Below are 23,146 nucleotides of genomic sequence, written 5' to 3'. Positions count from 1 at the left end.
TTCGGCCGGGGCGCGGCTTACACGTGGATGGGAATTCGCTTAAAAACTCTCCCAGTCCGGCTCGGAGGAGGCCAGTTTTTTCTGAGATTCTGGCGCGGGCGGCGGCGTGTTGGCTCTGGGTGCCTGGGGCCCCCGGGGCGTTTCGCGCATAGTCTGGCTGGCCGAGCGGGGCAGCTTGAATATCTGCATGGTCTGCATCAGCGCTTGGGCATTTTGGCGCAGCGTGTTGGCGGCGGCCGCGCTTTCATTGACCAAAGTGGCGTTATCCTGGGTCATCTGGTCCATCTCGGAGACGGCCTGATTGACCTCCTGAACACCGGCGCTCTGTTCGACGCTGGCGCTACTGATTTCGCCGATGATCACATTGACCCGCTCGATAGCGCTGACGATCTCATTGGTGGACTGGTTGGCGTGGCTGGCACGCTCGTTGCCGTGTTTCACACGTTCCAGGTTGCTGGAAATCAGCGCGTTGATCTCCTGGGCGGCGCTGGCGCTACGCTGGGCAAGGCTGCGCACTTCGCTGGCCACCACGGCAAAGCCGCGGCCGTGCTCGCCGGCCCGCGCCGCCTCGACCGAGGCGTTGAGCGCCAGAATGTTGGTCTGGAAAGCAATCGCGTCGATGGTCGAGATAATGCCGGCGATTTCCTGAGAGCTTTGGTCGAGCTCGTTCATCGTGGTGGCAAGCTCCTTGACCGCTTTGCCGCCTTCCGTTGCAGTCGCGGCGGCTTGGCTTGCCTCCCGGCTTGCCTGCTCGGCGTTGGCGGCATTTTGGGTCACGGTGCTGCTGAGCTCTTCCATGGCGGCAGCGGTTTGGGCCAAGGCGCTTGACTGCTGCTCGGTACGCGAGGCGAGGTTGTTATTCCCTTCGGCGATCTGCTCGCTGTTGCTCGCGACCGCCTCCGCGGAGGTGCGCACGTCCAAAACGATACGTTGAAGCTGCTCGGCCATGGCCATTTGCGAGGCCATGATGCCGCGTTCCCGGGTATTTTGCCGTGTCTGGCGGCGCTCGTCGGCCACCGCCAGGTTACCGCTGCCGATAGCGCTCGAGAACGCCTGCACCTGGTCGGGTTCGGCGCCGAGTTCGCCCAGTAGTTGCCGCGATAGGTAGAACGCAATGAGTCCGCCCAGCAGCAGCGCCGCGAGCGTCAAACCGATCATCAGCATCTCGAAACCTGCCGCGGTTTCCCGGGCGTGGTCGGTGGTAACGTCGTTGAGCTGCTCCTGAAGATCGATGAATTCGTTGATCTGCGAAAGCCACTGCGCGTAAGCGGGGCCTGCCTGTTCGATCAAAAGCGTTTGGGCGGTAGCGAAATCTCCCGCGAGCCGGGCTTCGATGACGGCCTCGGTCAAGCCCAGGGTCAGCGCCTGTTGGGCTTCGATGCGCTCGATGATGCTTGCTTCCTGAGCGGGCCCTGGTGCGCTTTGAACGATACTGGCCATTGCCTGGGAGGCGCTACGGTAGTTGTCTTGCAGACGCTGCATTTCACTGTTTAGCGCGCGGTACTGCTCAGCGGTGGTGGTGATGACGATATCGCGCAAAGCGATGGCGCGGTCGTGTACGCTGCCCCGCCAGTCGATCGCTTGGCGCTGTTTGTCGCCGTTGATGTCGTTGATTTCGGTCAGATCGTTGCTGATTTGATTGACCTGATAAATCCCGATCGCGGTGAGCATGGCAAGCAGGACCAGGACAATGGAGAAGCCGACGGTCAGCCGCGTGGTGATTTTCCAAGAGCGTAACGTGTTCAAGCGGGTTCCCTCGCTGTGGAGTGTTCTTTTTTCATGGGGCTGCTTGAGTGGTGCAACCCGAAGCGTTTTTAGTTATACGGCAGTAGCAGAGAGGTTAGTTATTTGTACGATATTTGTACAAATAAGAATTGTAGTTAAATATTACCGATTGTTATAGCAAGTGGATGGCGGGCCCAGCGACGCCAAACGCCAGAATGAGCATAAAAAACGCCCTTTGGACCACGCGCGAGGCCAAAGGGCGTTTGTACAATTAATGGCTCAAACAACTGCTGGCTCAAACAGCTAACGGTTTAAGCAGTTATCGGCAAAATAGTTGTCGGCTAAAATAATTTTCGACTAAAACAGTTGTTGGCTAAAACGGCGGACCGGCAAAAACAACGACCGGCTAAACGATGCATCTTCTCCGGCAGTGGCCCGACGCCTACCGTTAAGGCGTCGGGTGTCCGGCGTTAGCGGTTAGCGGAGACGTGTTTGGGAACGAAGCGGCCGCCGCGAAGCTGTTCATGGTTGGGGGCATTTTCGCGTAGTACGGTGAGCACTTCCTCGGCGCGGTCGTTCATGCCCAAGCCCTGGTAGCCTTCGACCATGGTGGCCAGGGCGTCGCGGGTGGCGTTGGCTTCCGGGAAGTTCTCGATCACCCAGCGGCCGCGCTCGACGGCGGCAAGATAGGCGCCGCGACGCAGGTAGTAATCCGCTACGTGCAGCTCGTGCTGGGCTAAAAGCTCGCGCAGATAGACGATGCGCTGCTGGGCGTCCGGGGCGTACTCGCTCTGGGGGAAGCGCTGAATCAGCTCGCGGAAATCGTTATAGGCATCCCGCGAGGCGCCAAGGTCACGCTTGGAGATATCGATCAGACGCAGGCGCTCGAGGCTGAAACGCCCGGCCTGCCAGGCCGACAGGCCGCGCAGGTAGTAGGCGTAATCCACCTGGGGGTGGTCGGGCTGCAAGCGAATGAAGCGGCTGGCCGCGGCGCGCGCCTCTTCCCAGTTGCCGTTTTCGTAGTAGGCGTAGATCAGCTCGAGCTGCGCCTGCTCGGCGTGAGCGCCGAAAGGGTAGCGGGTGTCCAGCGCTTCCAGCCGCTCGATGGCGATGGGGTAGCGGTTGTCTTCAAGCGCGGTGCGGGCAAGCTCGTAGAGCTCGCGCTCCTGCACCCCGCCGAACTCGCCTTCGTCCTGCTCGGCGTCGTCGTTATTGTTGCTGGCGCAGCCGGCCAGCAGGGCCAGGCTCAAGGCTACGGCGCCAAAGCGGTGGGCAGTGGAGAAAACGCGCATCATCATCCTCGTTGCAAACAAGCCTCAATCACCGAAAAGCGAAGATGGCCATAAGTAGAAATGGTAGAATAGGTCGCAATTGGCCCACTATAAAACACCTTGGCGCAAAACGCAGGCATCCTGGCGTTTCGTTCGGGGTTCTGTGTCTTAAAGAGGTTTTGCATGTCGCACATCATCGAAGCCACGCGCCAGGTGCCCGCCGCCCTGGCCGGCGCTCGGTTGGACCAGGCCGCGGCCGAGTTGTTCAGCGAATACTCCCGCGAGCGCTTGAAAACGTGGATCAATGCCGGCGAGCTGACCGTGGACGGCGCGGCGGCCAAGCCCAAAGCCAAGCTTCACGGCTTGGAAACGCTGCATCTTCATACCACCCTGGAAGACGACACGCGCTTTGCCCCCCAGGAGATCGCCCTGGATATCGTGTATGAAGACGAGGCGGTGATCGTGCTGAACAAGCCCGCCAATATGGTCGTTCACCCAGCGGCGGGCAACCCGGACGGCACGCTTTTGAACGCGCTGCTGTTTCATCACGGCGCGCTTGCCGAGATCCCCCGGGCGGGCATCGTTCACCGGCTGGATAAAGACACCACCGGGTTGATGATGGTCGCCAAAACGCTGACCGCTCAGACCCGGCTGGTCGAGCAGCTGCAAGCGCGCAGCGTTTCGCGCCAGTACGATGCGGTGGTGCTGGGCAAGCCCGTCTCCGGGGCAACGGTCGATGCGCCCATTGGGCGCCATCCGAAGGATCGCAAGCGCCAAGCGGTCACCGCTTCGGGCAAGCCCGCCGTGACCCACTACCGGGTGGTCGAGCGCTTTCGCGCCCACACCCACGTGCGCTGCCAGCTGGAAACCGGGCGCACCCACCAGATTCGTGTGCACATGGCCCACGCGCGCTACCCGCTGATTGGTGACCCGCTCTATAGTGGGCGTGCCAAGCTTCCGCCTGGGGCGAGCGAGCCGCTCAAGGAGATTCTGCGCGAGTTCCCTCGTCAGGCCCTTCACGCCCGTAAACTCAGCTTCATCCATCCGATCACCGAGGAGCCGATGACGTTCAGGGCGGCGCTTCCCGATGAGCTTTTGATGCTACTGGACTACCTGCGCGAAGACAGCGAGACCAAGCGATGAGCGATGCCATCGACCTTCATCCAACCCTCGTCGAGCCGGACTGGCCGGCCCCGGCCAACGTGCGCGGCTTCGTCACCACCCGCGAAACCGGCCCGAGTCAGGGAGATTTCGCCGCCTTCAACCCGGCCAATCACGTGGGCGACCACCCGGACCACGTAGCCCTTTGCCGGCGGCTGTTGCACAAGGAAATCGGCGACGACCGCCCGCTCTTGTGGCTCGACCAGATCCATGGCGCACGGGTTCAGCAAACCTATCAGGCCACGCCGCCCAAAGCCGATGCCTCGATTGCCACGTCAACGCACTACGCCTGCGTGGTGCTGACCGCCGATTGCCTGCCGGTTTTTTTCTGTAACCGCCAGGGAAGCCAAGTGGCGGTCGCCCACGCGGGCTGGAAAGGCCTTGCCGGCGGCGTGCTGGAAGCCACCGTGGCGGCGATGAACTGCCCCGCCGACGATATTCTGGTGTGGCTGGGCCCGGCGATTTCTAACGCCCAGTTCGAGGTGGGCCCGGAGGTGTACGGCGCCTTCGTGGGCGCCCACCCGGAAACCATCGAGGCCTTCGAGCATAGCCCCTACCGGCTGAACCACTACATGGCGGATCTCTACCGGTTGGCGCGCTTTCGCCTGGCCGCGCTTGGCATCCACCACATCAGCGGCGGCCATTTCTGCACCGCCTGCGAGCCGCGCTTTTACTCTTACCGGCGCGATGCCGGCGCTACCGGGCGCATGGCAAGCGTGGTTTGGCTGCAGGATGTCTCGGCCTAGCGATTAAAAAGTCCCAAAGGTGAAGCCCTTCGACAGGGCCACCTCTTGAAAGGGCGCTGAATCGGCACCATTTAATTTGTCAAGCCAATGCCTTTTTAGAGAGTTCCCATAACTTTTTAGAGGGTTCTCATAAAAAGCGCACCTGGCAGATTAAACCTTCGTTAGGGCCACGCCCGCGTCCAAACGCGCGGCCTCCCCCCAGGAGAATGTCATGCGATTCGATAAATTCACCGCCAAACTACAAGCCGCCATTGCCGATGCGCAGTCGCTGGCCGTCGGCCAGGGCCATAATCAGTTGGAACCGGTTCACCTATTGACCGCATTGCTGGATGCCAAAGACACCGGCATCAAGGCGCTGGTCGAAAAAGCCCAGGGCTCGAGTTCACGCCTGCGCGAGGGCCTCAAGCGTCAGCTCGATAACTTGCCAAAGGTTGGCCAGTTCGATGGCGACGTGCAGCCCTCCCGGGATCTGGTCAAGCTCTTCAACCTCACCGACCGCGAAGCGCAAAAGCGCGGCGACCAGTTCATTGCAAGCGAACTGGTGCTGTTGGCGGCGCTGGATAACGGTGCGCTCGCCAAAACGCTGAAAGAGGCCGGGCTTAACCGCCAGGCGCTGGAAGCTGCGATCACGGGCCTTCGCGGCGGCGCCAACGTCGATGACGCCAACGCCGAAGATCAGCGCGAGGCGCTCAACAAGTACACCATGGATCTTACCCAGCGGGCGCTGGACGGCAAGCTCGACCCGGTGATCGGCCGCGACGACGAGATTCGCCGTACCATTCAGGTTCTCCAGCGGCGCACCAAGAACAACCCGGTATTGATCGGCGAGCCCGGCGTGGGCAAGACCGCCATCGTCGAGGGGCTTGCCAGCCGTATCGTGGATGGCGAGGTGCCGGAAGGATTGAAAGACAAGCGCGTGCTCTCGCTCGACATGGGCTCGCTCTTGGCCGGCGCCAAGTTTCGCGGCGAGTTCGAGGAGCGCCTGAAAGCGGTGCTCAAGGAGCTCGCCCAGGAGGAGGGCCGGGTGATCCTCTTCATCGACGAGCTGCACACCATGGTCGGGGCGGGCAAGGCCGAAGGCGCGATGGACGCCGGCAACATGCTCAAACCCGCGCTTGCCCGGGGCGAGCTTCACTGCGTGGGCGCGACCACCCTGGACGAGTACCGCAAGTACATCGAAAAGGACGCAGCCCTGGAGCGCCGTTTCCAGAAAGTGCTGGTCGACGAGCCCTCTGAAGAGGACACCGTGGCGATTCTGCGGGGCCTTAAAGAGCGCTACGAAGTGCACCACGGCGTGGCCATCACCGACTCGGCGATCATCGCCGCGGCCAAGCTTTCTACGCGCTACATCACCGACCGGCAGCTTCCGGACAAAGCGATCGACCTGATCGACGAGGCCGCCTCGCGCATCCGCATGGAGCTCGACTCCAAACCCGAAGCGATGGATCGCCTCGACCGCCGTTTGATCCAGCTCAAGATGGAGCGCGAGGCGCTCAAAAAAGAGACCGACGAAGCGACCAAAAAGCGTTTAGAGGCGCTAAGCGACCATATCCTGGATCTCGAGCGCGAGTACGCCGACCTGGACGAGATCTGGAAGGCGGAAAAGGCCAGTATTCAGGGGGCGGCGCAGTTCAAGGCCGAGCTGGAGCAGGCCCGTACCGATCTGGAGCAGGCGCGCCGCCAGGGCGATCTGGGCCGGATGTCGGAAATTCAGTACGGCAGGATCCCTGAGCTCGAGAAGAAAATTGCCGAGAGTGGCGAGGGGGAAGCCGACACCGCCAGCCACCAGCTTCTGCGCTCCAACGTGACCGAAGAAGAGATCGCCGAGGTCGTTTCACGCTGGACCGGCATTCCGGTGTCCAAGATGCTCGAAGGCGAGCGCGACAAGCTTTTACGCATGGAAGAGGCGCTGCACGAGCGCGTCATCGGCCAGGACGAGGCAGTGGAAGCGGTGGCCAACGCGGTGCGCCGCTCCCGGGCCGGGCTTTCGGATCCCAACCGGCCCAACGGCTCGTTTCTGTTTTTAGGCCCGACCGGGGTGGGCAAGACCGAGCTTTGCAAGTCGCTGGCCAACTTCCTCTTCGACACCATTGATGCGATGGTACGTATCGACATGTCCGAGTTCATGGAGAAGCACTCCGTGGCGCGGTTGATCGGCGCGCCCCCCGGCTACGTGGGGTACGAAGAGGGCGGTTATCTTACCGAGGCGGTGCGCCGCAAGCCCTACTCGGTGCTGCTGCTCGACGAGGTGGAGAAAGCCCATCCGGACGTGTTCAACATTTTGCTGCAGGTGCTCGAAGACGGCCGCCTGACCGATGGCCAGGGCCGTACGGTGGACTTTCGTAACACCGTGATCGTCATGACCTCGAACATGGGCTCGGACATTATCCAGCGTATGGGCGGCGATGCCGGCGATGAAGCGACCGGCTATGAGACGATGAAGAGCGCGGTGATGGAGGTGGTGGGTAACCACTTCCGTCCGGAACTCATCAACCGCATCGACGAAGTGGTGGTGTTCCACGCCTTGGGCCAAACCCAGATTCAGGCGATTGCGTCCATTCAGCTCGAGCGCCTCAAGGCGCGCCTCGCCGAACATGGCTTGCGTCTGGCGATTAGCGATGACGCCATGGCGCAGTTGGCCGTCGTGGGCTTTGACCCGGTCTATGGCGCACGGCCGCTCAAGCGGGCGATTCAAAGCCGTATCGAAAACCCGCTGGCCCAAGACCTGCTGGCCGGCAAGTATGCCCCGGGGGCGACCATTCACATTAGCGCCGAGGAAGGGCGGCTGGTGTTTGCCTGATCCGCGTTTGATGAATTGGCCTTTATGAGACCCCTTGGCCCCGCCCGGCTTGCCGCGGCGGGGCTTTTTCGTAAGTAACTGGTTTTTTCGCCGGTTTTGGTGCGCCTGCCCTTGTTTGGGGCGATGAAAGGTTGACACGCCAGGCGCGCTATTGGAATCTTGTGGGTTCCTGATTTGCGGACGCGGACCCCTCGGGTAATCCCCTATCCCCGCGTGAAGGGTAGGCTTACGCCTTTACCCGCCGAAGGACTTCCAGGCCCCGCTAACCGCGTGGTTTGGCCAACGCCCCGACGCGGCGAACCGCCGCGAGAGGAAGTAGCCTCGAAGGCCCGCTTCCGATGAGAGTGCAGGCCCTAACCGGGCCGTATGCCAGGGTTTGGCATCAGGTGTCGGCACCGCCGGCAGCGGCATACCGCCGCACTCGACACCGCAGCTATCTGCGGATCGCACTCGAGACCTTTAGGGGAGAATTACTGTGGAACTGCTTTCCGGCGCAGACATGATCGCCCGCTTCTTGAAAGACGAGGGCGTCGAATATATTTATGGGTACCCCGGCGGGGCGGCGCTGCATATCTACGATGCGCTTTTCCGTCAGGACGATGTCAAACATATCCTCGTTCGCCACGAACAGGCAGCGACCCACGCCGCCGATGGCTACGCACGCGCCTCCGGCAAGCCCGGCGTGGTGCTGGTGACCTCCGGGCCCGGGGCGACCAACGCCGTGACCGGCATCGCCACCGCCTACATGGACTCCATTCCTATGGTCGTTTTGTGCGGCCAGGTGGCGAGCCACTTGATTGGCGAAGACGCCTTCCAGGAAACCGATATCGTGGGCGTGACGCGCCCGATCGTGAAGCACAGCTTCTCGATCCGTCACCCCTCCGAGATTCCGGACGTGCTGAAAAAGGCGTTTTATCTTGCCTCGACCGGCCGTCCGGGCCCGGTGGTGGTCGATATCCCCAAGGATATGACCGCCCCGACCGAGCGCTACGAGTACACCTACCCGAAAAAGGTCAAGCTGCGCTCGTATAACCCGGTCAACCGTGGCCATACCGGCCAGATCAAAAAGGCCGTGGAGCTGATGCTCAAGGCCAAGCGCCCGGTTTTTTATACCGGCGGCGGCGTGGTGACGGGCAATGCCAGTGAAGGCTTGACCGATCTGGTCAAAAAGCTCGGCTTTCCGATCACCACCACCCTGATGGGCATTGGCGCCTACCCGCAAAGCGACAAGCAGTGCTTGGGGTGGCTGGGGATGCACGGCTCTTATGAGTCGAACATGGCCATGCACCACGCGGATCTGATCATCGCCATTGGTGCGCGCTTTGATGACCGGGTGACTAACAACACTTCCAAGTTCTGCCCCACAGCCAAGATCATTCATGTGGACGTGGACCCGAGCTCGATCTCCAAGACCGTGCGCGCGGACGTGCCGATCGTCGGCCCCGCGGCGGGCGTCATCAACGAGATGATCAGCCTGACCCAGGGCCGTACGGTGGAGCACGCCCAGGCACTTGGCGAGTGGTGGGAGAAAATCGACGGCTGGCGCTTTGAGCGTGAAGGCAAGCTTTATGAGCCTTCCAAAGCCGGTGAGGCGCTCAAGCCCCAGGAAGTGGTCGAGGCGGTGTGCCGCGTCACGCGGGGTGAGGCGTTCGTCACCACCGACGTGGGCCAGCACCAGATGTTTGCCGCCCAGTACTACAAGTTCGACAAGCCCAACCGGCTGATTACCTCTGGCGGGCTTGGCACCATGGGCTTTGGTTTTCCGGCGGCCATGGGCATCAAGAAGAGCTACCCGGATGACGACGTGGTGTGCATCACCGGCGAAGGCAGCTTCCAGATGATGATGCAGGAGCTCTCGACCTGTAAGCAGTACGGGGTGGGGGTCAAAATCGTCAATCTGAACAACCAGTCGCTGGGGATGGTGCGCCAATGGCAGGACTTGAACTACAAGTCACGCCACGCCCACTCCTACATGGAGTCGCTACCGGATTTTCATCTGTTGATCGAGGCCTACGGCTTCACCGCGATCACCGTGACCACCATGGAGGAGCTCGAGCCGGCGCTGGAGCGGGCCTTTGCCGACAAGCACGAGCTGGTATTTTTGGATATCAAGGTCGACCCCTTCGAGCACGTCTATCCGATGCAGGTGCCCCTGGGCGCGATGCGCGACATGCTGCTGTCTAAAACGGAGCGTACCTGATGCGTCATATCATCTCGATTCTTCTGGAAAACGAACCGGGTGCGCTATCACGTGTGGTGGGCTTGTTTTCTCAGCGTAATTACAACATCGAAACCCTCAACGTGGCGCCCACCGAGGACCCGTCGCTCTCGCGTTTGACGGTCACGACGGTGGGCGACGACCGGGTGATCGAGCAGATCACCAAGCACCTCAACAAGCTGATCGACGTAGTCAAGCTGGTCGATTTGACCGAGGGCAACCACATCGAGCGCGAGCTGATGCTGGTGAAGGTGAAAGCGCTGGGCGCGGCCCGGGACGAAGTGAAGCGCACGGTGGATATCTTCCGCGCGCAGATCGTCGACGTCACCCCGAGTCTCTACACCGTGCAAATCACCGGCGACGCCGCCAAGCTGGACGCCTTCCTCCAGGCCATGGCGCCGGTCGGCATTCTCGAAGTAGGGCGCACCGGGGTCTCCGGTATTGCCCGGGGGGACAAGGTGCTGTCGCTTTAGTCTGAGCGAAAGTACCCGCTGTCATTAGCGAAAAAGCCGGTCAACGCCAGTTGACCGGCTTTTTTAATGAGTGGGGTTAGTCAATCTCACCGACTACCCCATGGAAGGCCTCAGCGCGCCGCCGACGGTAGAGCATACTGTGGCTGCGGTAGCCATATAAAAGCTACTCGGCTCCTTCAAAAGCCACACAGTCCTGATGATACTGGTCGGTAAAATCATCCACGGAAGAAAACATATTCAGGTCATAAGTAGACGCCTTGGCTAGGGCGAGATAATGAGAATAAGAATCACTCGTCTCCTTTTGTTTGGCTTTCTCTAATTCTTCTTCTTCAAAATCTCTGGATACAGTGCTGCCGGACAAGTGCTCTCGCATCAACATCCCAGCCACTGCAGCTGCCATTTCGCACGATTGGGGGCGAGAATAGGCCTCTATAGGGCCATCAAAAGACTCAATAGTATCACTGGCACGTGCTCCAAAACTATCGAAGGTATCAGCTTGTACGACGCTACAGCTGAGCAGGGAAACGGCTGCTGTGGTAAGTAGTTGCTTATGGTGCATCCTGGTGGGCTCTTGGTTAGTCAAAGGTGTGGGGCTTGGCAACGCATAAAACATACCGAGGGGCGACGAGTGGTCAATGAGTAATGACCGACCAGGAAGCTCCTCGGCTGGCAACCATCGGCACAGGCGCGCCTGTGCCGATGGTTCAGAAGCCCTGAATATCGCAGATGCTGCATTCATAGCTTGAATTTAGTATTAGAGGTCTGGAGCTACTTTTCCTCTAGACAGTCTTGATAGAATTGTTCCTTGAATTCTTCGGGGGAAGAGAATTGATCCAGGTCATACGAATAAGCTTTCACAATAGATAGCTCTATAGCGTTCAAATGATGGTTAGCCTCTGCTTCTTCTAGAGACGCGTCCAGTTCATCACCTTCTAGGGTTTCCATCGCAGGATGGCCTCCCTTATGGATAGCTAGTATTTTTTCTGTGATTTCTGATGCCATTGCGCAGGAGTCTGTTTTATCGAGAGAACCTAGAGATTCTACCCGTGCTCCGTAACTGTTGTAGTAATCCGCGTGGGCGGTGCTGCTGGCAATCAATAGGGCGGCTGCTGTCATGAAGAGCGGTTTTTTATGCATCGGTTTGCTATCCTGATTTTATGAGCTTAAGTTAAAGTAGGGTCTCCTGATCGAAATGGTTAGTCAATAGTTTTGCCGATTAATGAGTGCTCAGGTGGTACAGGGCTCGAAAAGCAGTGGGGGAATGCTGCTGCTGTTAGTAACCATAGTGCCTGCGGCCTCGAATGATATCCGAACGATGGCCTGAATAATGAATGGAGATTTTATGCCGTTATTTAAAATGTGGGTCGCCATCCTGTTGATGGCCATGGCGCTGCCTGCCTGCGCCAATTTCTCTACCTATTCAAAGCAGCCGGATAGCTACTTTTCCGATCCGGTGCAACTGGCGCTGGCTGAGGCAGCCGGACGAGGCGATATCGAGGCCATGCAGCAGGCACTGGATGCGGGCGCCGATCCCAACGCGCCCGGTGAAGACGGTATGACACCGCTTTTCTGGTCAGTCACAATGGAGGCCAATATCGAGGCTTTTCGCTATATGCTGGGTCATGGTGGCGATCCCAATTTGGTAGTGGTCGACGAATATAAGCCTGGAGTAAGTACTATATATCTTATATATCAGGCCTTTAAAAACTCCGATCCTGCATTTATCGAAGTGGCTCTGGAAGCAGGGGCTGATCCGAATACACAAGTCCGCGAGGAGAATACGTTATTGTTTCAGCCTATGGCAGATGAGTACATTGACCAAATAAATTTACTTATAGCTCGTGGCGCTGATGTTAGTTATCGAGATAAGTTTGGTAATACGCCTCTATATGATGCTGTACTAGGCGATGAGTATCAAACCGCTTTGGCGCTTCTGGAAGCTGGGGCTGATCCTGAATTAAAAAACGTCAATGATAGCTCTGCTATTGGAGCGATAGAAATGTTTCGTGATAGAAGAGGGGGAAAGAGTTATAGAGCCTTCATAGATGCTTTGAAAGAAAAAGGCTATCTCGACGAATCCTTTTGAGTTTGAGTCTTTAGATGAAAGTATCGTCTCAATAAGGCTAGACACTAACAGGATATATTTTGAAAAGCTCCTTTTTATGGTGCCTCTTTTTATGATTATGTTGGTCTGGATAAAGTGATATAGGGGATTGAGAAATACTTCCTGTTTTGGAAGGTTTTATAAATAAAAGCCAGTAGTTTAAATTGACTGGCTTTGCATAGAAATGAGCTAACCCATTATTATATTTTAGTGAGTATTTGAGCGTATTGGTTTTGTAGTTGTCAGAGTAAAGTTAAGACGATTTATTCTCCTGTCATGCATTCTTGGTATATGGTTTCTTCAAAGTCTTCTACGGAACCATTTTCTATGTCGTACTCATATGTAGCTTTAACCACCTCATTGAGCATGCGCTCAGTTTTATCTTCTGAGTCTGGAATTAGGCCTCTTTCTGCTTCAATCTGTGGTTCTCCATCCAGCCGATTATTCATTATCTGGTATGCAAGAGTTCTTTTGACCGTGCAATCCGCTCCGTGCTGAGCAGGGTTGTTGCTAGCGTGGGCCCCTGTGCTTATGGTCAAAGATGATGCCAAGGTGATAAAAATTGTATAGTTACGCATATAGATTTTCATTCTCCAGTGTCTTTTGATTTAGTGGTAGGTAAAAATGCCTAAAATACCTTTTTATGTCAATTGCTGATTGGGAGAAGTGAATAGCTATATTGGTTCTGATACCGAACATATCGTGATACTCAAAATAGTTTCTCAAGGCTTGCAGCTGGAAAATAGCGAATTTTACATGCCACTATATTGTCAGTATCGGTCCAAGGAAGATTTATTAAAAACATATATAATATAGTGATTTTAAATTAATTTGATGTATTTGTAATTTTTTTATTGATTTGTAAGATATTTCTTATAGCATTTTAATCATAAGCTCACAGAATAAAATTTGATGAAGCTTTTATTTATAAGCTAATATTGATCTGTAGAAACGGCTGACTAGTTATTTTTTGTAAATTACCATGCATGTTGGTTTGAATTTTATATATCCTCCGTCGGTTGAAATTTGACCAGTATGGTTCGTCTATCGAGGCTTTATTCACCTTTTTTAAAGATAATGTATCTCAAAATAAAATTAACTTTTCTATACTCTATTTTTTATGTAAAAGTAGTGGCGCAATTTCCTTTTCTGAAAATTTAGGTGCAAAGCGAGAGTGTCTTCTGAATACAGCTGCAAGCTATGGCTTTATAACTGTGAATGTAAAATTTTATTTCGTTATTTAAGCTCTAAGGGCTAGAGAGTGTTGCACGAAAAATGGTTGATGTAAGTATGATGGTTTATATAATTCGTTCTGACAGCCGCGAATTTATAATTTAGGTAATGTGAAAGAGGTGCTCTTAGAGCACTTTTAGATTGGTTTATTAAATAGAAGGATTATTGATGCTATATAAAATAAAGCTTGGAGTATTGTTTTTAGTCAGTTTTCCATTAATGGCTCAAACCGAGCCTAGTAATCCTTATGAAGATGACTGGGAAGCTGCTAATTGTCCTGGGGCTCTACCAGCAGCTGAATCACCCTATATAAGCCTAATTGAGCGATATGCGCGAGCAGGAAATAGGGATAAGTATGATGAAGCTGTTGCTAGGCATAGTAGATATTCCAGTTGCGTTACTGCCATTACAACAGGTGGCTTGCATCCTATTGGAACTTTTAATTCATACCAAAGTGCGATGGAGCTAGGCGATGTAAAATCTGCTGAAGAACGCTTTACTCTTGAAGCTGCTTTGGAACGGGTAGAAGAAACATATGACCCTAATAGCCCTATATATTCCGTGCTTAAGCAGTTGTATGAAGAAGCATACTCACAAAAGATATCGGATATGGCCGATGAAAATATTGATGCTACGCGTGAGCTTTTGACTGAGAAATATCTATGTGACTGTTTAACTCATCCATTGGAAGATTTTGACTTCTATGAATAACTCTCTTTAAGCTGGAAAAATCATTTTATTTTGTAGTTATTTATCAAAGTGCTGAGGTTAAAAATGAAAAAGCGCCAACATATTTTCTGATCAACAGCGCCGATCGGTCTTCAAATGCTCAGAATTCTGCTGCCCAGGGCAATGTAGCGCTAGCCCGTCAGTATGGAGCAGGCTCGGTCGAGTATAGGTTGATTACAGGGTTTATGGTGGCAGCGCTGTTAACTACTTTTTCGATGGGGCAAGACACTGAGCGCGCCAACGCACTTTAGCGGCTAATGAATGCCATCTCTGGCCAGCAGGATGCCTATAACTATTCCGCTCAGTTTCCTTCAATACTTAATATATAAGGTATTGCAGATTCGTTGGTGCCATAACGCGACGTCCAGAATCAGTGTGGCGGATCATGCCTTATATTCAGCGCCTTGCTATAAAGAGAAGATATTGCGTGCTCTTTTAATCCCCTTCGTGCCTACCAGTGGTAGAGTAAGATCAACGCGAAGAGCTCACTGCTCAATTATAGAACGACATTTAAAGTTAAAATGGAGATTTTATGCCAATATTTAGAATGTGGATTGCAGTCTTATTGATGGTCATGACGTTGCCCGCCTGTGCCAACTCTTCTTCCTATTCCACGGATCCGGACTATTATTTTTCCGTCCCCGTTCAGCGGGCATTGGCCATTGCCGCCGGTCGCGGCGACTCAGAGGCCATGCAGCAGGCACTCGACCAAGGCGCCAACCCTAACATGCCCGGTAAGGATGGCATGACCCCGCTTTTCTGGTCGGTAACGGACACGCTGGGTGTCAATATCGAAGGATTTCGTTATTTGTTGGAGCACGGTGGTGACCCCAATCTCGTAGTCGTTGACGAGGACAAGCCTGGCATAAGCACTATTCACTTAATTTATCTGGCTTTTACGCAAACTAACCCAGCGTTTCTAGAGGCAGCATTAGAAGCTGGCGCTGATCCCAATACGATAGTCAATACAAGAAAGGGAAATACTCTACTATTTGAGAGGAAATTGGATTTTTATATTGACAATGTGAATTTGTTAATAGAGCACGGCGCTGATGTAAATCATAGGGGGCAGTTTCAGGCACCCCCTTTACATCGAGCACTGTACGGTAGCGAATATAAGACTGCCTTGGCCTTAATTAAAGCGGGCGCTGACCCTACACTAGAAAACGAAGTAAATGGTACAACTGCTCTGGGAATAATCGAGGAGTTCCATGATAGAGAAGGTGGACATGACTACAACCAGCTTATTAATGCCTTGACGGAAAAAGGTTATCTCAACGAATCCTTTTGAGTTTGAGTCTTTAGATGAAAAGATTGTCACAACAAGGCTAGTCACTAACGGAATTTATTGTGGTCAGCACCTTCCTGCTGGTCCCACTGTTTCTGATCGTGCCGGTTTTGGCAAAAGTGATTTCCCAACAGCAGGGTGAGAAGTCGAATGCTGGCTTTTTTAACAACCCCATAAACGAGCTAAAGCCAGACGGCCTTGGTCGACTGGTTCTTCGTTGTTCAACTGGACTATCTGACCGTGATCTCTTTCTGAGTAGTGAAAGGGGAAGGTCGGTAGCGTGGCCCGTGACGAAGTAAAGCGGGTGGTTGTTATCTTTCGCGCGTATATCATCGGCTTCACGACGGGTCTCTACACCGTACAAATCACCGGCGACGCCGCCAAGCCGAGCGCCTTCCTTCAGGCAGTGGCCCCGGACGGCATCCTCAAAGTGGGGCTCATAGGTGGGCGGGTTTGCCCGTGGGTAATGTGTGTCGCTTTAACGCGTTAGCAAATATGGCTATCGCTCGGCAAAAAGCCAATCAGCAGAAGCTGACCGGCTTTTTGGTTAAGGCGTATCAATAACAACCGATGGCTAGCCAGTCGTGTACGGTGTAACCCAAGCGATAGATGTAGCTGATGACACGAGAGTGAAGCCTGCTCAATCCTCCAAGCAGTCCTGGTAAAACTGCTCACGAAAACTCTCGGCAGAAGAAAACTCGTCCAGGTCATAGGTGTATACTTTAACTATAGCCAACCCGGTTGACATAATGCTGTAATCTTCCTCGGCTTGCTGTACTTCCTCCTCGAGTTCATCATCCTCGATAACGGGATGCTTGGGCGCGCCTGCCAAATGATTATCCATGATCGATCCCGCCATTTGCGAGACCATGTCACATGAATCTTCTTGGGTAAATAATCCGCTTGTATTTTGTTTAAGCACTTGGTCGCGTGCAGCGCCGTAGCTATTAAAATAGTCGGCATAAGCGGCGGTGCTGCCCATCATTAAAGCTGCCATTATGGCAAGCAAGTTATTTTTAAGCATCGACTTTCTCTCTTGATTGTTTCAGGTTAAGTTAACGTAGAGTGTCTTGATCATGGTGATTCGTCAATAGTCTTGTCGATTGCTTGGGTGTGGAAGGGGCGCAGCGCTTCTAAAAGCATCGCTATGCTGCTTTCCATGAGCGCGCAGCTTATAACGCCAGCTAATGCCAAGTCGGCACATTGAAAACGAATGGAGATTTTATGCAAATACTAAAAGTTTGGGCCTTGATCTTACTGATGGCCATGGCGCTGCCTGCCTGCGCCAATTTCTCTACCTATTCACAGCAACCGGGTAGCTACTTTTCCGATCCGGTGCAACTGGCGCTTGCCGAAGCAGCCGGGCAAGGCGATCTTGAAGCTATACAGCAGGCACTGGATGCGGGCGCCGATCCCAACGCGTCCGGTGAAGACGGCATGACACCGCTTTTCTGGTCAGTCACGATGGAGGTCAATATCGAGGCGTTTCGCTACATGCTGAGTCATGGTGGCGATCCCAACTTGGTAGTGGTCGATGAAGATAAGCTTGGAACAAGTACTATTTATCTCATATACCAAGCCTATAGAAATCCGGATCCCGCTTTTATCGAAGCCGCCTTAGAGGCGGGAGCAGATCCAGACACAGAAATTCATGAGCAAAGCACCTTATTGTTTGAAAGTATGACGGACGAATATATCGACCAAATAAAGTTGTTGATAGCTTATGGCGCTGATGTTAATTATCCAGGCCAATTTGATTATACACCGCTATATCAGGCTGTAATAGGTGATGAATATCAAACTGCATTAGCATTGCTCGACGCAGGAGCTGATCCTGAAATTGAAAATACCAATAAAAGTTCTGCTATAAGCGCTATAAAAAATTTCCATGATAGAAAAGGAGGAGAGACATATAGAGCTCTCATAGATGCATTAAAAGAAAAAGGTTATCTCGACGAGTTCTTTTGAGTTTGAGTCTTTAGATGAAAAGATCGTCACAACACGGCCAGGCACTAACGGAATTTATTGTGGTCAGCACCTTTCTGCTGGTCCCACTGTTTCTGATCGTGCCGGTTTTGGCAAAAGTGATTTTCCAAACGCAGCACTCGATCCAGGCGCTTGCGATTTCGCCAGCTGTTTACAGTGCTGCTTTTTTGCGCATCCAAGGCTATTTTGCTAATTTTGATTAATTTCAGGTACCGAAAGCCGTGCGATTCGCCAACAATTCTTCAGTGCTCGTTCACCGTAGCCCAAAAAGCATCGATCATTGGCGTTTTCAAGCGCCGGTTGAGCACGCAAAGGCCTACGTCGTAGTGGGGTAGTTCGGGTTTGACCGGCAGAACCTGCACGCGTCCGGCCAGCGGGCTGTTATCCAGCACGATTTTGGGCACTACCCCGACCCCAAAGCCCAGCGCCACCATGCTGACGATCGCTTCGTGCCCGGCCACCTGGGCGTAGATGCGTGGCGCTACGCCCATCGCCTTGAACCAGGTGTTGGCGTACTCCCGCGATAATCCGGCTTCCGAGAGAATCATCGGCACCTCTCGCCATTGCTCGGCGGTGGAGCTTGCCGGTGCTTTGGGCAGCCACGCGTAAGCGTACATCGGTGCGATAAACAGCAGCGGCGAGCGGGTGAGGGATTTGAAGGTGAGGGCGCTTGGCGGGATGCGCGGGCGCGGGGTGATCGCCATGTCGTCCTGGCCTTCCAGCACGCGGGACATCGCCTCGGCCGGGTCGCCGGTGTGTAGCTTGAGTTCGATACCGGGGTGGCGCTGGCGTACGTCGCTCAAAAGTTCGTACAGAAAGCTGTAGCTGGCGGTTACCGAGCAGTAAATGCTGATTTCACCGAAAAGCTCCGTTGCCCCGGCGGCCAGGGTGCGCTTTTGAAGCCCCCACTGTTCGAGTGCTTCCCGGGCGTAGCGCTGAAATGCTTCCCCCTGGGGGGTGAGCGTCACATGGCGGTTGTCGCGCTCGAAAAGCCGCGCGCCCAATTCGCTTTCCAATTGTTGGATCGAACGGCTAAGCGTCGAGGGGCTTATGTGGCAAAGCTCGCTGGCGCGGCCGAAGTGCAGCGTGTCCGAAAGCGCCAGGGCGTGTTTAAACAGGCGGAAGTCCATCGCAGTCTCTGTGTTTCATTATTTGAAATAGTATCTTGCAAATATAGCGTTTTACGCAACGATTGGCGCGGCGTAGAGTTAATTCATCGCCACATACCGACGCCGCACCACGGCTCGGTTGGCCAGCAACGCTGAAGCCGTTTCCCATAAACGGTCTAAAAAGACACGATTCGATAACGACTTTTAGGAGACCACCATGCGCGTTTTTTACGATAAAGATTGCGACCTTTCCCTGATCCAGGCCAAGAAGGTCACCATCGTGGGTTACGGCTCCCAGGGGCACGCCCACGCCAACAACCTGAAAGAGTCCGGTGTCGATGTCACTGTGGCGCTGCGCCAGGGGTCTTCCTCTGCTTCCAAGGCCGAAGCGGCGGGTCTTAACGTGGCAAGCGTTGCCGATGCGTGCAAAACCGCCGACGTGGTGATGCTGCTCGCCCCGGACGAGAACCAGAAAGCGATCTACGAGCAGGAAGTCGAGCCGAACCTGAAAGAGGGCGCGACGTTGGCGTTCGCCCACGGTTTCAACATCCACTACAACCAGATCGAGCCGCGCCAGGACCTGGACGTGATCATGATCGCGCCGAAAGCGCCGGGCCACACCGTGCGTTCCGAGTTCGTCAAAGGCGGCGGCATCCCGGATCTAATCGCCATTCACCAGGATGCATCCGGCAACGCCAAGGAGCTCGCACTCTCCTACGCTGCGGGCGTGGGCGGTGGCCGCAGCGGTATCATCGAGACTACCTTTAAAGACGAAACCGAAACCGATTTGTTTGGCGAGCAGGCAGTCCTTTGCGGCGGCGCGGTCGAGCTTGTAAAAGCGGGCTTCGAAACGTTGACCGAAGCGGGCTACGCGCCGGAAATGGCCTACTTCGAGTGCCTGCACGAGCTCAAGCTGATCGTTGACTTGATGTATGAAGGCGGCATCGCCAACATGAACTACTCCATCTCCAATAATGCGGAGTACGGCGAGTACGTGACCGGCACCGAAGTGATCAACGAACAGTCTCGTGAGGCAATGCGCAACGCGCTCAAGCGCATTCAGACTGGCGAGTACGCCAAGATGTTCATCAGCGAAGGTACTTCCAACTACCCCTCGATGACCGCGCGCCGTCGTCTGAACGCCGAGCACGAAATCGAGCAGGTCGGTGCCAAACTGCGCGGCATGATGCCGTGGATCGCGGCCAACCAGCTGGTCGACAAGAGCAAAAACTGATTCGATACCTGTATCGTCGAGTTGGTTGCTATTAAAGAAGGGCGCGTTTATCGCGCCCTTTTTGCGTTTGGTGCCGGGTGCCAATAGCGGTAGCCGTTGGCCGGGTAGCGTGTAGAATGAAAACCTGCCTATACATGACTTCACATTAGGGATGACGCTTATGACTCAGGATGCTCGCGACCAAGAGCCAGGACATACTCCGCCGCCTTATAATCCAGAGAAGGACAGCGAGTCGGTCAGCAACGAAGATCTCGCCACGGCATTTTTGCGCGAAACCGAGGTCGTCGAAGAAGCCGTCGAAGACGGTCAGAAGATCCGTCGCAAAGGCATTTACCTGCTGCCCAACCTGTTTACGACCTCGGCGTTGTTCTCCGGCTTTTTTGCGGTGGTCGCCGGTATCAACGGTGATTTTAGCGCGGCGGCGGTGGCTATCTTCATCGCCATGGTGCTCGACGGCCTCGATGGCCGCGTGGCGCGCATGACCAATACGCAAAGCGCCTTCGGCGCCGAGTATGACAGCCTGGCCGACATGATCTCCTTTGGCATGGCGCCGGCATTGGTGGCATTTAGCTGGATTCTTCAGGATATCGGTAAGACCGGTTGGGTCGTCGCCTTCTTGTACGTTGCCTGTGCTGCGCTCAGATTGGCACGGTTCAATGTGCAGATCGGCAGTACCGACAAGAAGTGGTTCATCGGCTTGCCAAGTCCTTCCGCCGCTGCACTGGTTGCCGCCAGCGTTTGGACCTTCCACAGCTTCGATGCCGATGCCTTTGGCTTCAAGCTTTTAATGCTGGTCGTGGTGGGCGCGGCAGGCGTGTTGATGGTGAGCAACATTCGCTACTACAGTTTCAAGGAGCTCGACTTCAAAAAGCCGGTACCTTTTGTCGTGCTGCTGGCCGTCGTGCTCGGTTTTGTCATGATCTCGGTCGAGCCATCGGTCATGCTACTACTATTGTTTGGCGCGTATGTGCTTTCGGGCCCGGTTTACGCGGCCGTGCGCAAAGCTAAAAGCAAGGGGAAGCAGGGCGGTGCCCGCTAAAGGTTACGCGGGCGTGACGCTTATGTGTTCTTTTGATAAAGCTTTTTCAAAAACCCCTTGCACTCCCGGCAGCGAATCCGTAAAGTACGCATCCGCTGCCGGGGGCGCAAGGCGTTGCCAGCGGTGAATGAGAGTGAAAACTCTCGGTTTGTCAGGAGGTTAGCGGTTTTTGTTCGCTCGCTTCACTCGCCAAAATCGGCGGTTGACAAATTCAGGGATGAGCGTAAAATACGCCTTCCTCGCTACGGCAGCCGGCTCAGGTCATCGAGTCAAGTATTAGCCGAAGCGAAACCGCTCTTTAACAATTTGATCAGGTAATTCATGTGGGCGTTTGCCGATGAGGGTGACAAGTCACCTTATATCAAGGCAAGCGCACAAGAAGAGTTTTCGAATTCTTCAAATTCGTTTGAACCTTGAGCCAGGGTTGATTCGCCTCTGTTGCTTTCGAGCGACAGGCAAGAATCACAATGATTTTAAACTGAAGAGTTTGATCATGGCTCAGATTGAACGCTGGCGGCAGGCTTAACACATGCAAGTCGAGCGGTAACAGGTCCAGCTTGCTGGACGCTGACGAGCGGCGGACGGGTGAGTAATGCATAGGAATCTACCCGGTAGTGGGGGATAACCTGGGGAAACCCAGGCTAATACCGCATACGTCCTACGGGAGAAAGGGGGCTTTGGCTCCCGCTATCGGATGAGCCTATGTCGGATTAGCTGGTTGGTGAGGTAACGGCTCACCAAGGCAACGATCCGTAGCTGGTCTGAGAGGATGATCAGCCACATCGGGACTGAGACACGGCCCGAACTCCTACGGGAGGCAGCAGTGGGGAATATTGGACAATGGGCGCAAGCCTGATCCAGCCATGCCGCGTGTGTGAAGAAGGCTTTCGGGTTGTAAAGCACTTTCAGCGAGGAAGAACGCCTGGCGGTTAATACCCGCCAGGAAAGACATCACTCGCAGAAGAAGCACCGGCTAACTCCGTGCCAGCAGCCGCGGTAATACGGAGGGTGCAAGCGTTAATCGGAATTACTGGGCGTAAAGCGCGCGTAGGTGGCATGACAAGCCGGTTGTGAAAGCCCCGGGCTCAACCTGGGAACGGCATCCGGAACTGTCACGCTAGAGTGCAGGAGAGGAAGGTGGAATTCCCGGTGTAGCGGTGAAATGCGTAGAGATCGGGAGGAATACCAGTGGCGAAGGCGGCCTTCTGGACTGACACTGACACTGAGGTGCGAAAGCGTGGGTAGCAAACAGGATTAGATACCCTGGTAGTCCACGCCGTAAACGATGTCGACCAGCCGTTGGGTGCCTTGTGCACTTTGTGGCGAAGTTAACGCGATAAGTCGACCGCCTGGGGAGTACGGCCGCAAGGTTAAAACTCAAATGAATTGACGGGGGCCCGCACAAGCGGTGGAGCATGTGGTTTAATTCGATGCAACGCGAAGAACCTTACCTACCCTTGACATCCTGCGAACCCGGGAGAGATCCCGGGGTGTCTTCGGAAACGCAGAGACAGGTGCTGCATGGCTGTCGTCAGCTCGTGTTGTGAAATGTTGGGTTAAGTCCCGTAACGAGCGCAACCCTTGTCCCTATTTGCCAGCACGTAATGGTGGGAACTCTAGGGAGACTGCCGGTGACAAACCGGAGGAAGGTGGGGACGACGTCAAGTCATCATGGCCCTTACGGGTAGGGCTACACACGTGCTACAATGGCCGGTACAAAGGGCTGCGAACTCGCGAGAGTAAGCGAATCCCAGAAAGCCGGTCTCAGTCCGGATCGGAGTCTGCAACTCGACTCCGTGAAGTCGGAATCGCTAGTAATCGTGGATCAGAATGCCACGGTGAATACGTTCCCGGGCCTTGTACACACCGCCCGTCACACCATGGGAGTGGACTGCACCAGAAGTGGTTAGCCTAACTTTGGAGGGCGATCACCACGGTGTGGTTCATGACTGGGGTGAAGTCGTAACAAGGTAGCCGTAGGGGAACCTGCGGCTGGATCACCTCCTTAAACGATGCGTCACTCTCCCGGC

At 54.9% G+C, this 23,146-nt stretch carries 20 protein-coding genes and 1 rRNA gene; 14 read left to right on the top strand and 7 right to left on the bottom strand.

The window, feature by feature from the left end; translation table 11 throughout:
• Positions 1-39: 39 nt before the first annotated feature.
• Positions 40-1,671, bottom strand: coding sequence for a methyl-accepting chemotaxis protein (locus ACWFVE_RS14020; RefSeq protein WP_447530546.1), 1,632 nt, complete (start codon positions 1,669-1,671; stop codon positions 40-42).
• Positions 1,672-2,195: 524 nt separating this feature from the next.
• Entirely contained in the window at positions 2,196-3,017 is an 822-nt protein-coding gene (locus tag ACWFVE_RS14015) for an outer membrane protein assembly factor BamD (protein ID WP_447529879.1), read from the bottom strand.
• A gap of 162 nt (positions 3,018-3,179) precedes the next feature.
• Here ACWFVE_RS14015 and rluD point away from each other — a divergent pair, with 162 nt between their 5' ends.
• The 5 genes from rluD (at position 3,180) to ilvN (ending at position 10,394) form a co-directional block, all read left to right on the top strand.
• A complete protein-coding gene (rluD, locus tag ACWFVE_RS14010) occupies positions 3,180-4,139 on the top strand; it encodes a 23S rRNA pseudouridine(1911/1915/1917) synthase RluD (protein WP_447529878.1) in 960 nt (319 codons plus the stop codon).
• Positions 4,136-4,903: a peptidoglycan editing factor PgeF gene (pgeF, locus tag ACWFVE_RS14005; RefSeq protein ID WP_447529877.1), complete on the top strand. Its 768-nt coding sequence runs from the start codon at positions 4,136-4,138 to the stop codon at positions 4,901-4,903. The genes rluD and pgeF overlap by 4 nt, the downstream gene beginning before the upstream one ends.
• A gap of 211 nt (positions 4,904-5,114) precedes the next feature.
• On the top strand, positions 5,115-7,703 hold the full coding sequence (gene clpB / locus ACWFVE_RS14000; protein ID WP_447529876.1) for an ATP-dependent chaperone ClpB: 2,589 nt from the start codon (positions 5,115-5,117) through the stop codon (positions 7,701-7,703).
• A 475-nt stretch (positions 7,704-8,178) separates the two neighbouring features.
• Positions 8,179-9,903, top strand: a complete 1,725-nt coding sequence (locus ACWFVE_RS13995; RefSeq protein WP_447529875.1) for an acetolactate synthase 3 large subunit — start codon at positions 8,179-8,181, stop codon at positions 9,901-9,903.
• Positions 9,903-10,394 carry an acetolactate synthase small subunit gene (gene ilvN / locus ACWFVE_RS13990; protein WP_447529874.1) on the top strand — a complete coding sequence of 164 codons (492 nt, stop codon included), beginning with the start codon at positions 9,903-9,905 and terminating at the stop codon, positions 10,392-10,394. The genes ACWFVE_RS13995 and ilvN overlap by 1 nt, the downstream gene beginning before the upstream one ends.
• 163 nt (positions 10,395-10,557) lie before the next feature.
• On the opposite strand, the gene ACWFVE_RS13985 is transcribed toward ilvN, so the two are convergent.
• A complete protein-coding gene (locus ACWFVE_RS13985; RefSeq protein WP_447529873.1) occupies positions 10,558-10,953 on the bottom strand; it encodes a hypothetical protein in 396 nt (131 codons plus the stop codon).
• A gap of 209 nt (positions 10,954-11,162) precedes the next feature.
• A complete protein-coding gene (locus tag ACWFVE_RS13980; RefSeq protein WP_447529872.1) occupies positions 11,163-11,531 on the bottom strand; it encodes a hypothetical protein in 369 nt (122 codons plus the stop codon).
• Between the two features lie 205 nt (positions 11,532-11,736).
• Here ACWFVE_RS13980 and ACWFVE_RS13975 point away from each other — a divergent pair, with 205 nt between their 5' ends.
• On the top strand, positions 11,737-12,480 hold the full coding sequence (locus ACWFVE_RS13975; protein WP_447529871.1) for an ankyrin repeat domain-containing protein: 744 nt from the start codon (positions 11,737-11,739) through the stop codon (positions 12,478-12,480).
• 281 nt (positions 12,481-12,761) lie between these two features.
• Here the strand turns inward: ACWFVE_RS13975 and ACWFVE_RS13970 are convergent, their stop codons facing one another.
• Entirely contained in the window at positions 12,762-13,076 is a 315-nt protein-coding gene (locus ACWFVE_RS13970) for a hypothetical protein (RefSeq protein ID WP_447529870.1), read from the bottom strand.
• Positions 13,077-13,899: 823 nt separating this feature from the next.
• On the opposite strand from ACWFVE_RS13970, the gene ACWFVE_RS13965 reads away from it, so the two are divergent.
• The 3 genes from ACWFVE_RS13965 to ACWFVE_RS13955 all read left to right on the top strand — a co-directional run bounded on the left by ACWFVE_RS13965 (position 13,900) and on the right by ACWFVE_RS13955 (position 16,238).
• On the top strand, positions 13,900-14,442 hold the full coding sequence (locus tag ACWFVE_RS13965; protein ID WP_447529869.1) for a hypothetical protein: 543 nt from the start codon (positions 13,900-13,902) through the stop codon (positions 14,440-14,442).
• A gap of 550 nt (positions 14,443-14,992) precedes the next feature.
• Positions 14,993-15,751 carry an ankyrin repeat domain-containing protein gene (locus ACWFVE_RS13960; RefSeq protein ID WP_447529868.1) on the top strand — a complete coding sequence of 253 codons (759 nt, stop codon included), beginning with the start codon at positions 14,993-14,995 and terminating at the stop codon, positions 15,749-15,751.
• 277 nt (positions 15,752-16,028) lie between these two features.
• Positions 16,029-16,238 carry a hypothetical protein gene (locus ACWFVE_RS13955; RefSeq protein ID WP_447529867.1) on the top strand — a complete coding sequence of 70 codons (210 nt, stop codon included), beginning with the start codon at positions 16,029-16,031 and terminating at the stop codon, positions 16,236-16,238.
• Positions 16,239-16,388: 150 nt separating this feature from the next.
• On the opposite strand, the gene ACWFVE_RS13950 is transcribed toward ACWFVE_RS13955, so the two are convergent.
• The gene (locus ACWFVE_RS13950; RefSeq protein WP_447529866.1) at positions 16,389-16,772 is read right to left on the bottom strand and encodes a hypothetical protein; all 384 of its coding nucleotides are present in this window, start codon (positions 16,770-16,772) and stop codon (positions 16,389-16,391) included.
• 200 nt (positions 16,773-16,972) lie between these two features.
• Between ACWFVE_RS13950 and ACWFVE_RS13945 the strand changes: the two genes are divergently transcribed.
• Both ACWFVE_RS13945 and ACWFVE_RS13940 read left to right on the top strand, forming a co-directional pair.
• A complete protein-coding gene (locus ACWFVE_RS13945; RefSeq protein WP_447529865.1) occupies positions 16,973-17,716 on the top strand; it encodes an ankyrin repeat domain-containing protein in 744 nt (247 codons plus the stop codon).
• Positions 17,717-17,730: 14 nt separating this feature from the next.
• The gene (locus tag ACWFVE_RS13940; RefSeq protein WP_447529864.1) at positions 17,731-17,937 is read left to right on the top strand and encodes a hypothetical protein; all 207 of its coding nucleotides are present in this window, start codon (positions 17,731-17,733) and stop codon (positions 17,935-17,937) included.
• A gap of 39 nt (positions 17,938-17,976) precedes the next feature.
• Here the strand turns inward: ACWFVE_RS13940 and ilvY are convergent, their stop codons facing one another.
• The gene (gene ilvY, locus ACWFVE_RS13935) at positions 17,977-18,864 is read right to left on the bottom strand and encodes an HTH-type transcriptional activator IlvY (RefSeq protein WP_447529863.1); all 888 of its coding nucleotides are present in this window, start codon (positions 18,862-18,864) and stop codon (positions 17,977-17,979) included.
• A 196-nt stretch (positions 18,865-19,060) separates the two neighbouring features.
• Between ilvY and ilvC the strand changes: the two genes are divergently transcribed.
• The 3 genes from ilvC (at position 19,061) to ACWFVE_RS13920 (ending at position 23,124) form a co-directional block, all read left to right on the top strand.
• Positions 19,061-20,077 (top strand): ketol-acid reductoisomerase, encoded by a 1,017-nt coding sequence (gene ilvC / locus ACWFVE_RS13930; protein ID WP_447529862.1) that lies wholly within the window; start codon positions 19,061-19,063, stop codon positions 20,075-20,077.
• A gap of 160 nt (positions 20,078-20,237) precedes the next feature.
• Positions 20,238-21,116 (top strand): CDP-diacylglycerol--serine O-phosphatidyltransferase, encoded by an 879-nt coding sequence (pssA, locus tag ACWFVE_RS13925; RefSeq protein WP_447529861.1) that lies wholly within the window; start codon positions 20,238-20,240, stop codon positions 21,114-21,116.
• Between the two features lie 475 nt (positions 21,117-21,591).
• Positions 21,592-23,124, top strand: a 16S ribosomal RNA gene (locus tag ACWFVE_RS13920).
• The last annotated feature ends 22 nt before the right edge of the window (positions 23,125-23,146 follow it).

The sequence above is a fragment of the Vreelandella mediterranea genome (assembly GCF_970647075.1).
The sequence above is the reverse complement of the archived record's forward strand: the minus strand, read 5'-3'. Positions and strand labels throughout refer to the sequence as shown.

Bases quoted from the DNA above. Each gene is read 5' to 3' on its own strand.
- ilvC (WP_447529862.1), top strand. From the start codon at position 19,061: ATGCGCGTTTTTTACGATAAAGATTGCGACCTTTCCCTGATCCAGGCC.
- ACWFVE_RS13965 (WP_447529869.1), top strand. From the start codon at position 13,900: ATGCTATATAAAATAAAGCTTGGAGTATTGTTTTTAGTCAGTTTTCCA.
- ACWFVE_RS13940 (WP_447529864.1), top strand. From the start codon at position 17,731: ATGAAAAGATCGTCACAACACGGCCAGGCACTAACGGAATTTATTGTG.
- ACWFVE_RS13975 (WP_447529871.1), top strand. From the start codon at position 11,737: ATGCCGTTATTTAAAATGTGGGTCGCCATCCTGTTGATGGCCATGGCG.
- rluD (WP_447529878.1), top strand. From the start codon at position 3,180: ATGTCGCACATCATCGAAGCCACGCGCCAGGTGCCCGCCGCCCTGGCC.
- ilvY (WP_447529863.1), bottom strand. From the start codon at position 18,864: ATGGACTTCCGCCTGTTTAAACACGCCCTGGCGCTTTCGGACACGCTG.
- pgeF (WP_447529877.1), top strand. From the start codon at position 4,136: ATGAGCGATGCCATCGACCTTCATCCAACCCTCGTCGAGCCGGACTGG.
- ACWFVE_RS13960 (WP_447529868.1), top strand. From the start codon at position 14,993: ATGCCAATATTTAGAATGTGGATTGCAGTCTTATTGATGGTCATGACG.
- pssA (WP_447529861.1), top strand. From the start codon at position 20,238: ATGACTCAGGATGCTCGCGACCAAGAGCCAGGACATACTCCGCCGCCT.
- ACWFVE_RS14015 (WP_447529879.1), bottom strand. From the start codon at position 3,017: ATGCGCGTTTTCTCCACTGCCCACCGCTTTGGCGCCGTAGCCTTGAGC.
- clpB (WP_447529876.1), top strand. From the start codon at position 5,115: ATGCGATTCGATAAATTCACCGCCAAACTACAAGCCGCCATTGCCGAT.
- ACWFVE_RS13945 (WP_447529865.1), top strand. From the start codon at position 16,973: ATGCAAATACTAAAAGTTTGGGCCTTGATCTTACTGATGGCCATGGCG.
- ACWFVE_RS13985 (WP_447529873.1), bottom strand. From the start codon at position 10,953: ATGCACCATAAGCAACTACTTACCACAGCAGCCGTTTCCCTGCTCAGC.
- ACWFVE_RS13950 (WP_447529866.1), bottom strand. From the start codon at position 16,772: ATGCTTAAAAATAACTTGCTTGCCATAATGGCAGCTTTAATGATGGGC.
- ACWFVE_RS13980 (WP_447529872.1), bottom strand. From the start codon at position 11,531: ATGCATAAAAAACCGCTCTTCATGACAGCAGCCGCCCTATTGATTGCC.
- ACWFVE_RS13970 (WP_447529870.1), bottom strand. From the start codon at position 13,076: ATGCGTAACTATACAATTTTTATCACCTTGGCATCATCTTTGACCATA.
- ACWFVE_RS14020 (WP_447530546.1), bottom strand. From the start codon at position 1,671: ATGCTCACCGCGATCGGGATTTATCAGGTCAATCAAATCAGCAACGAT.
- ilvN (WP_447529874.1), top strand. From the start codon at position 9,903: ATGCGTCATATCATCTCGATTCTTCTGGAAAACGAACCGGGTGCGCTA.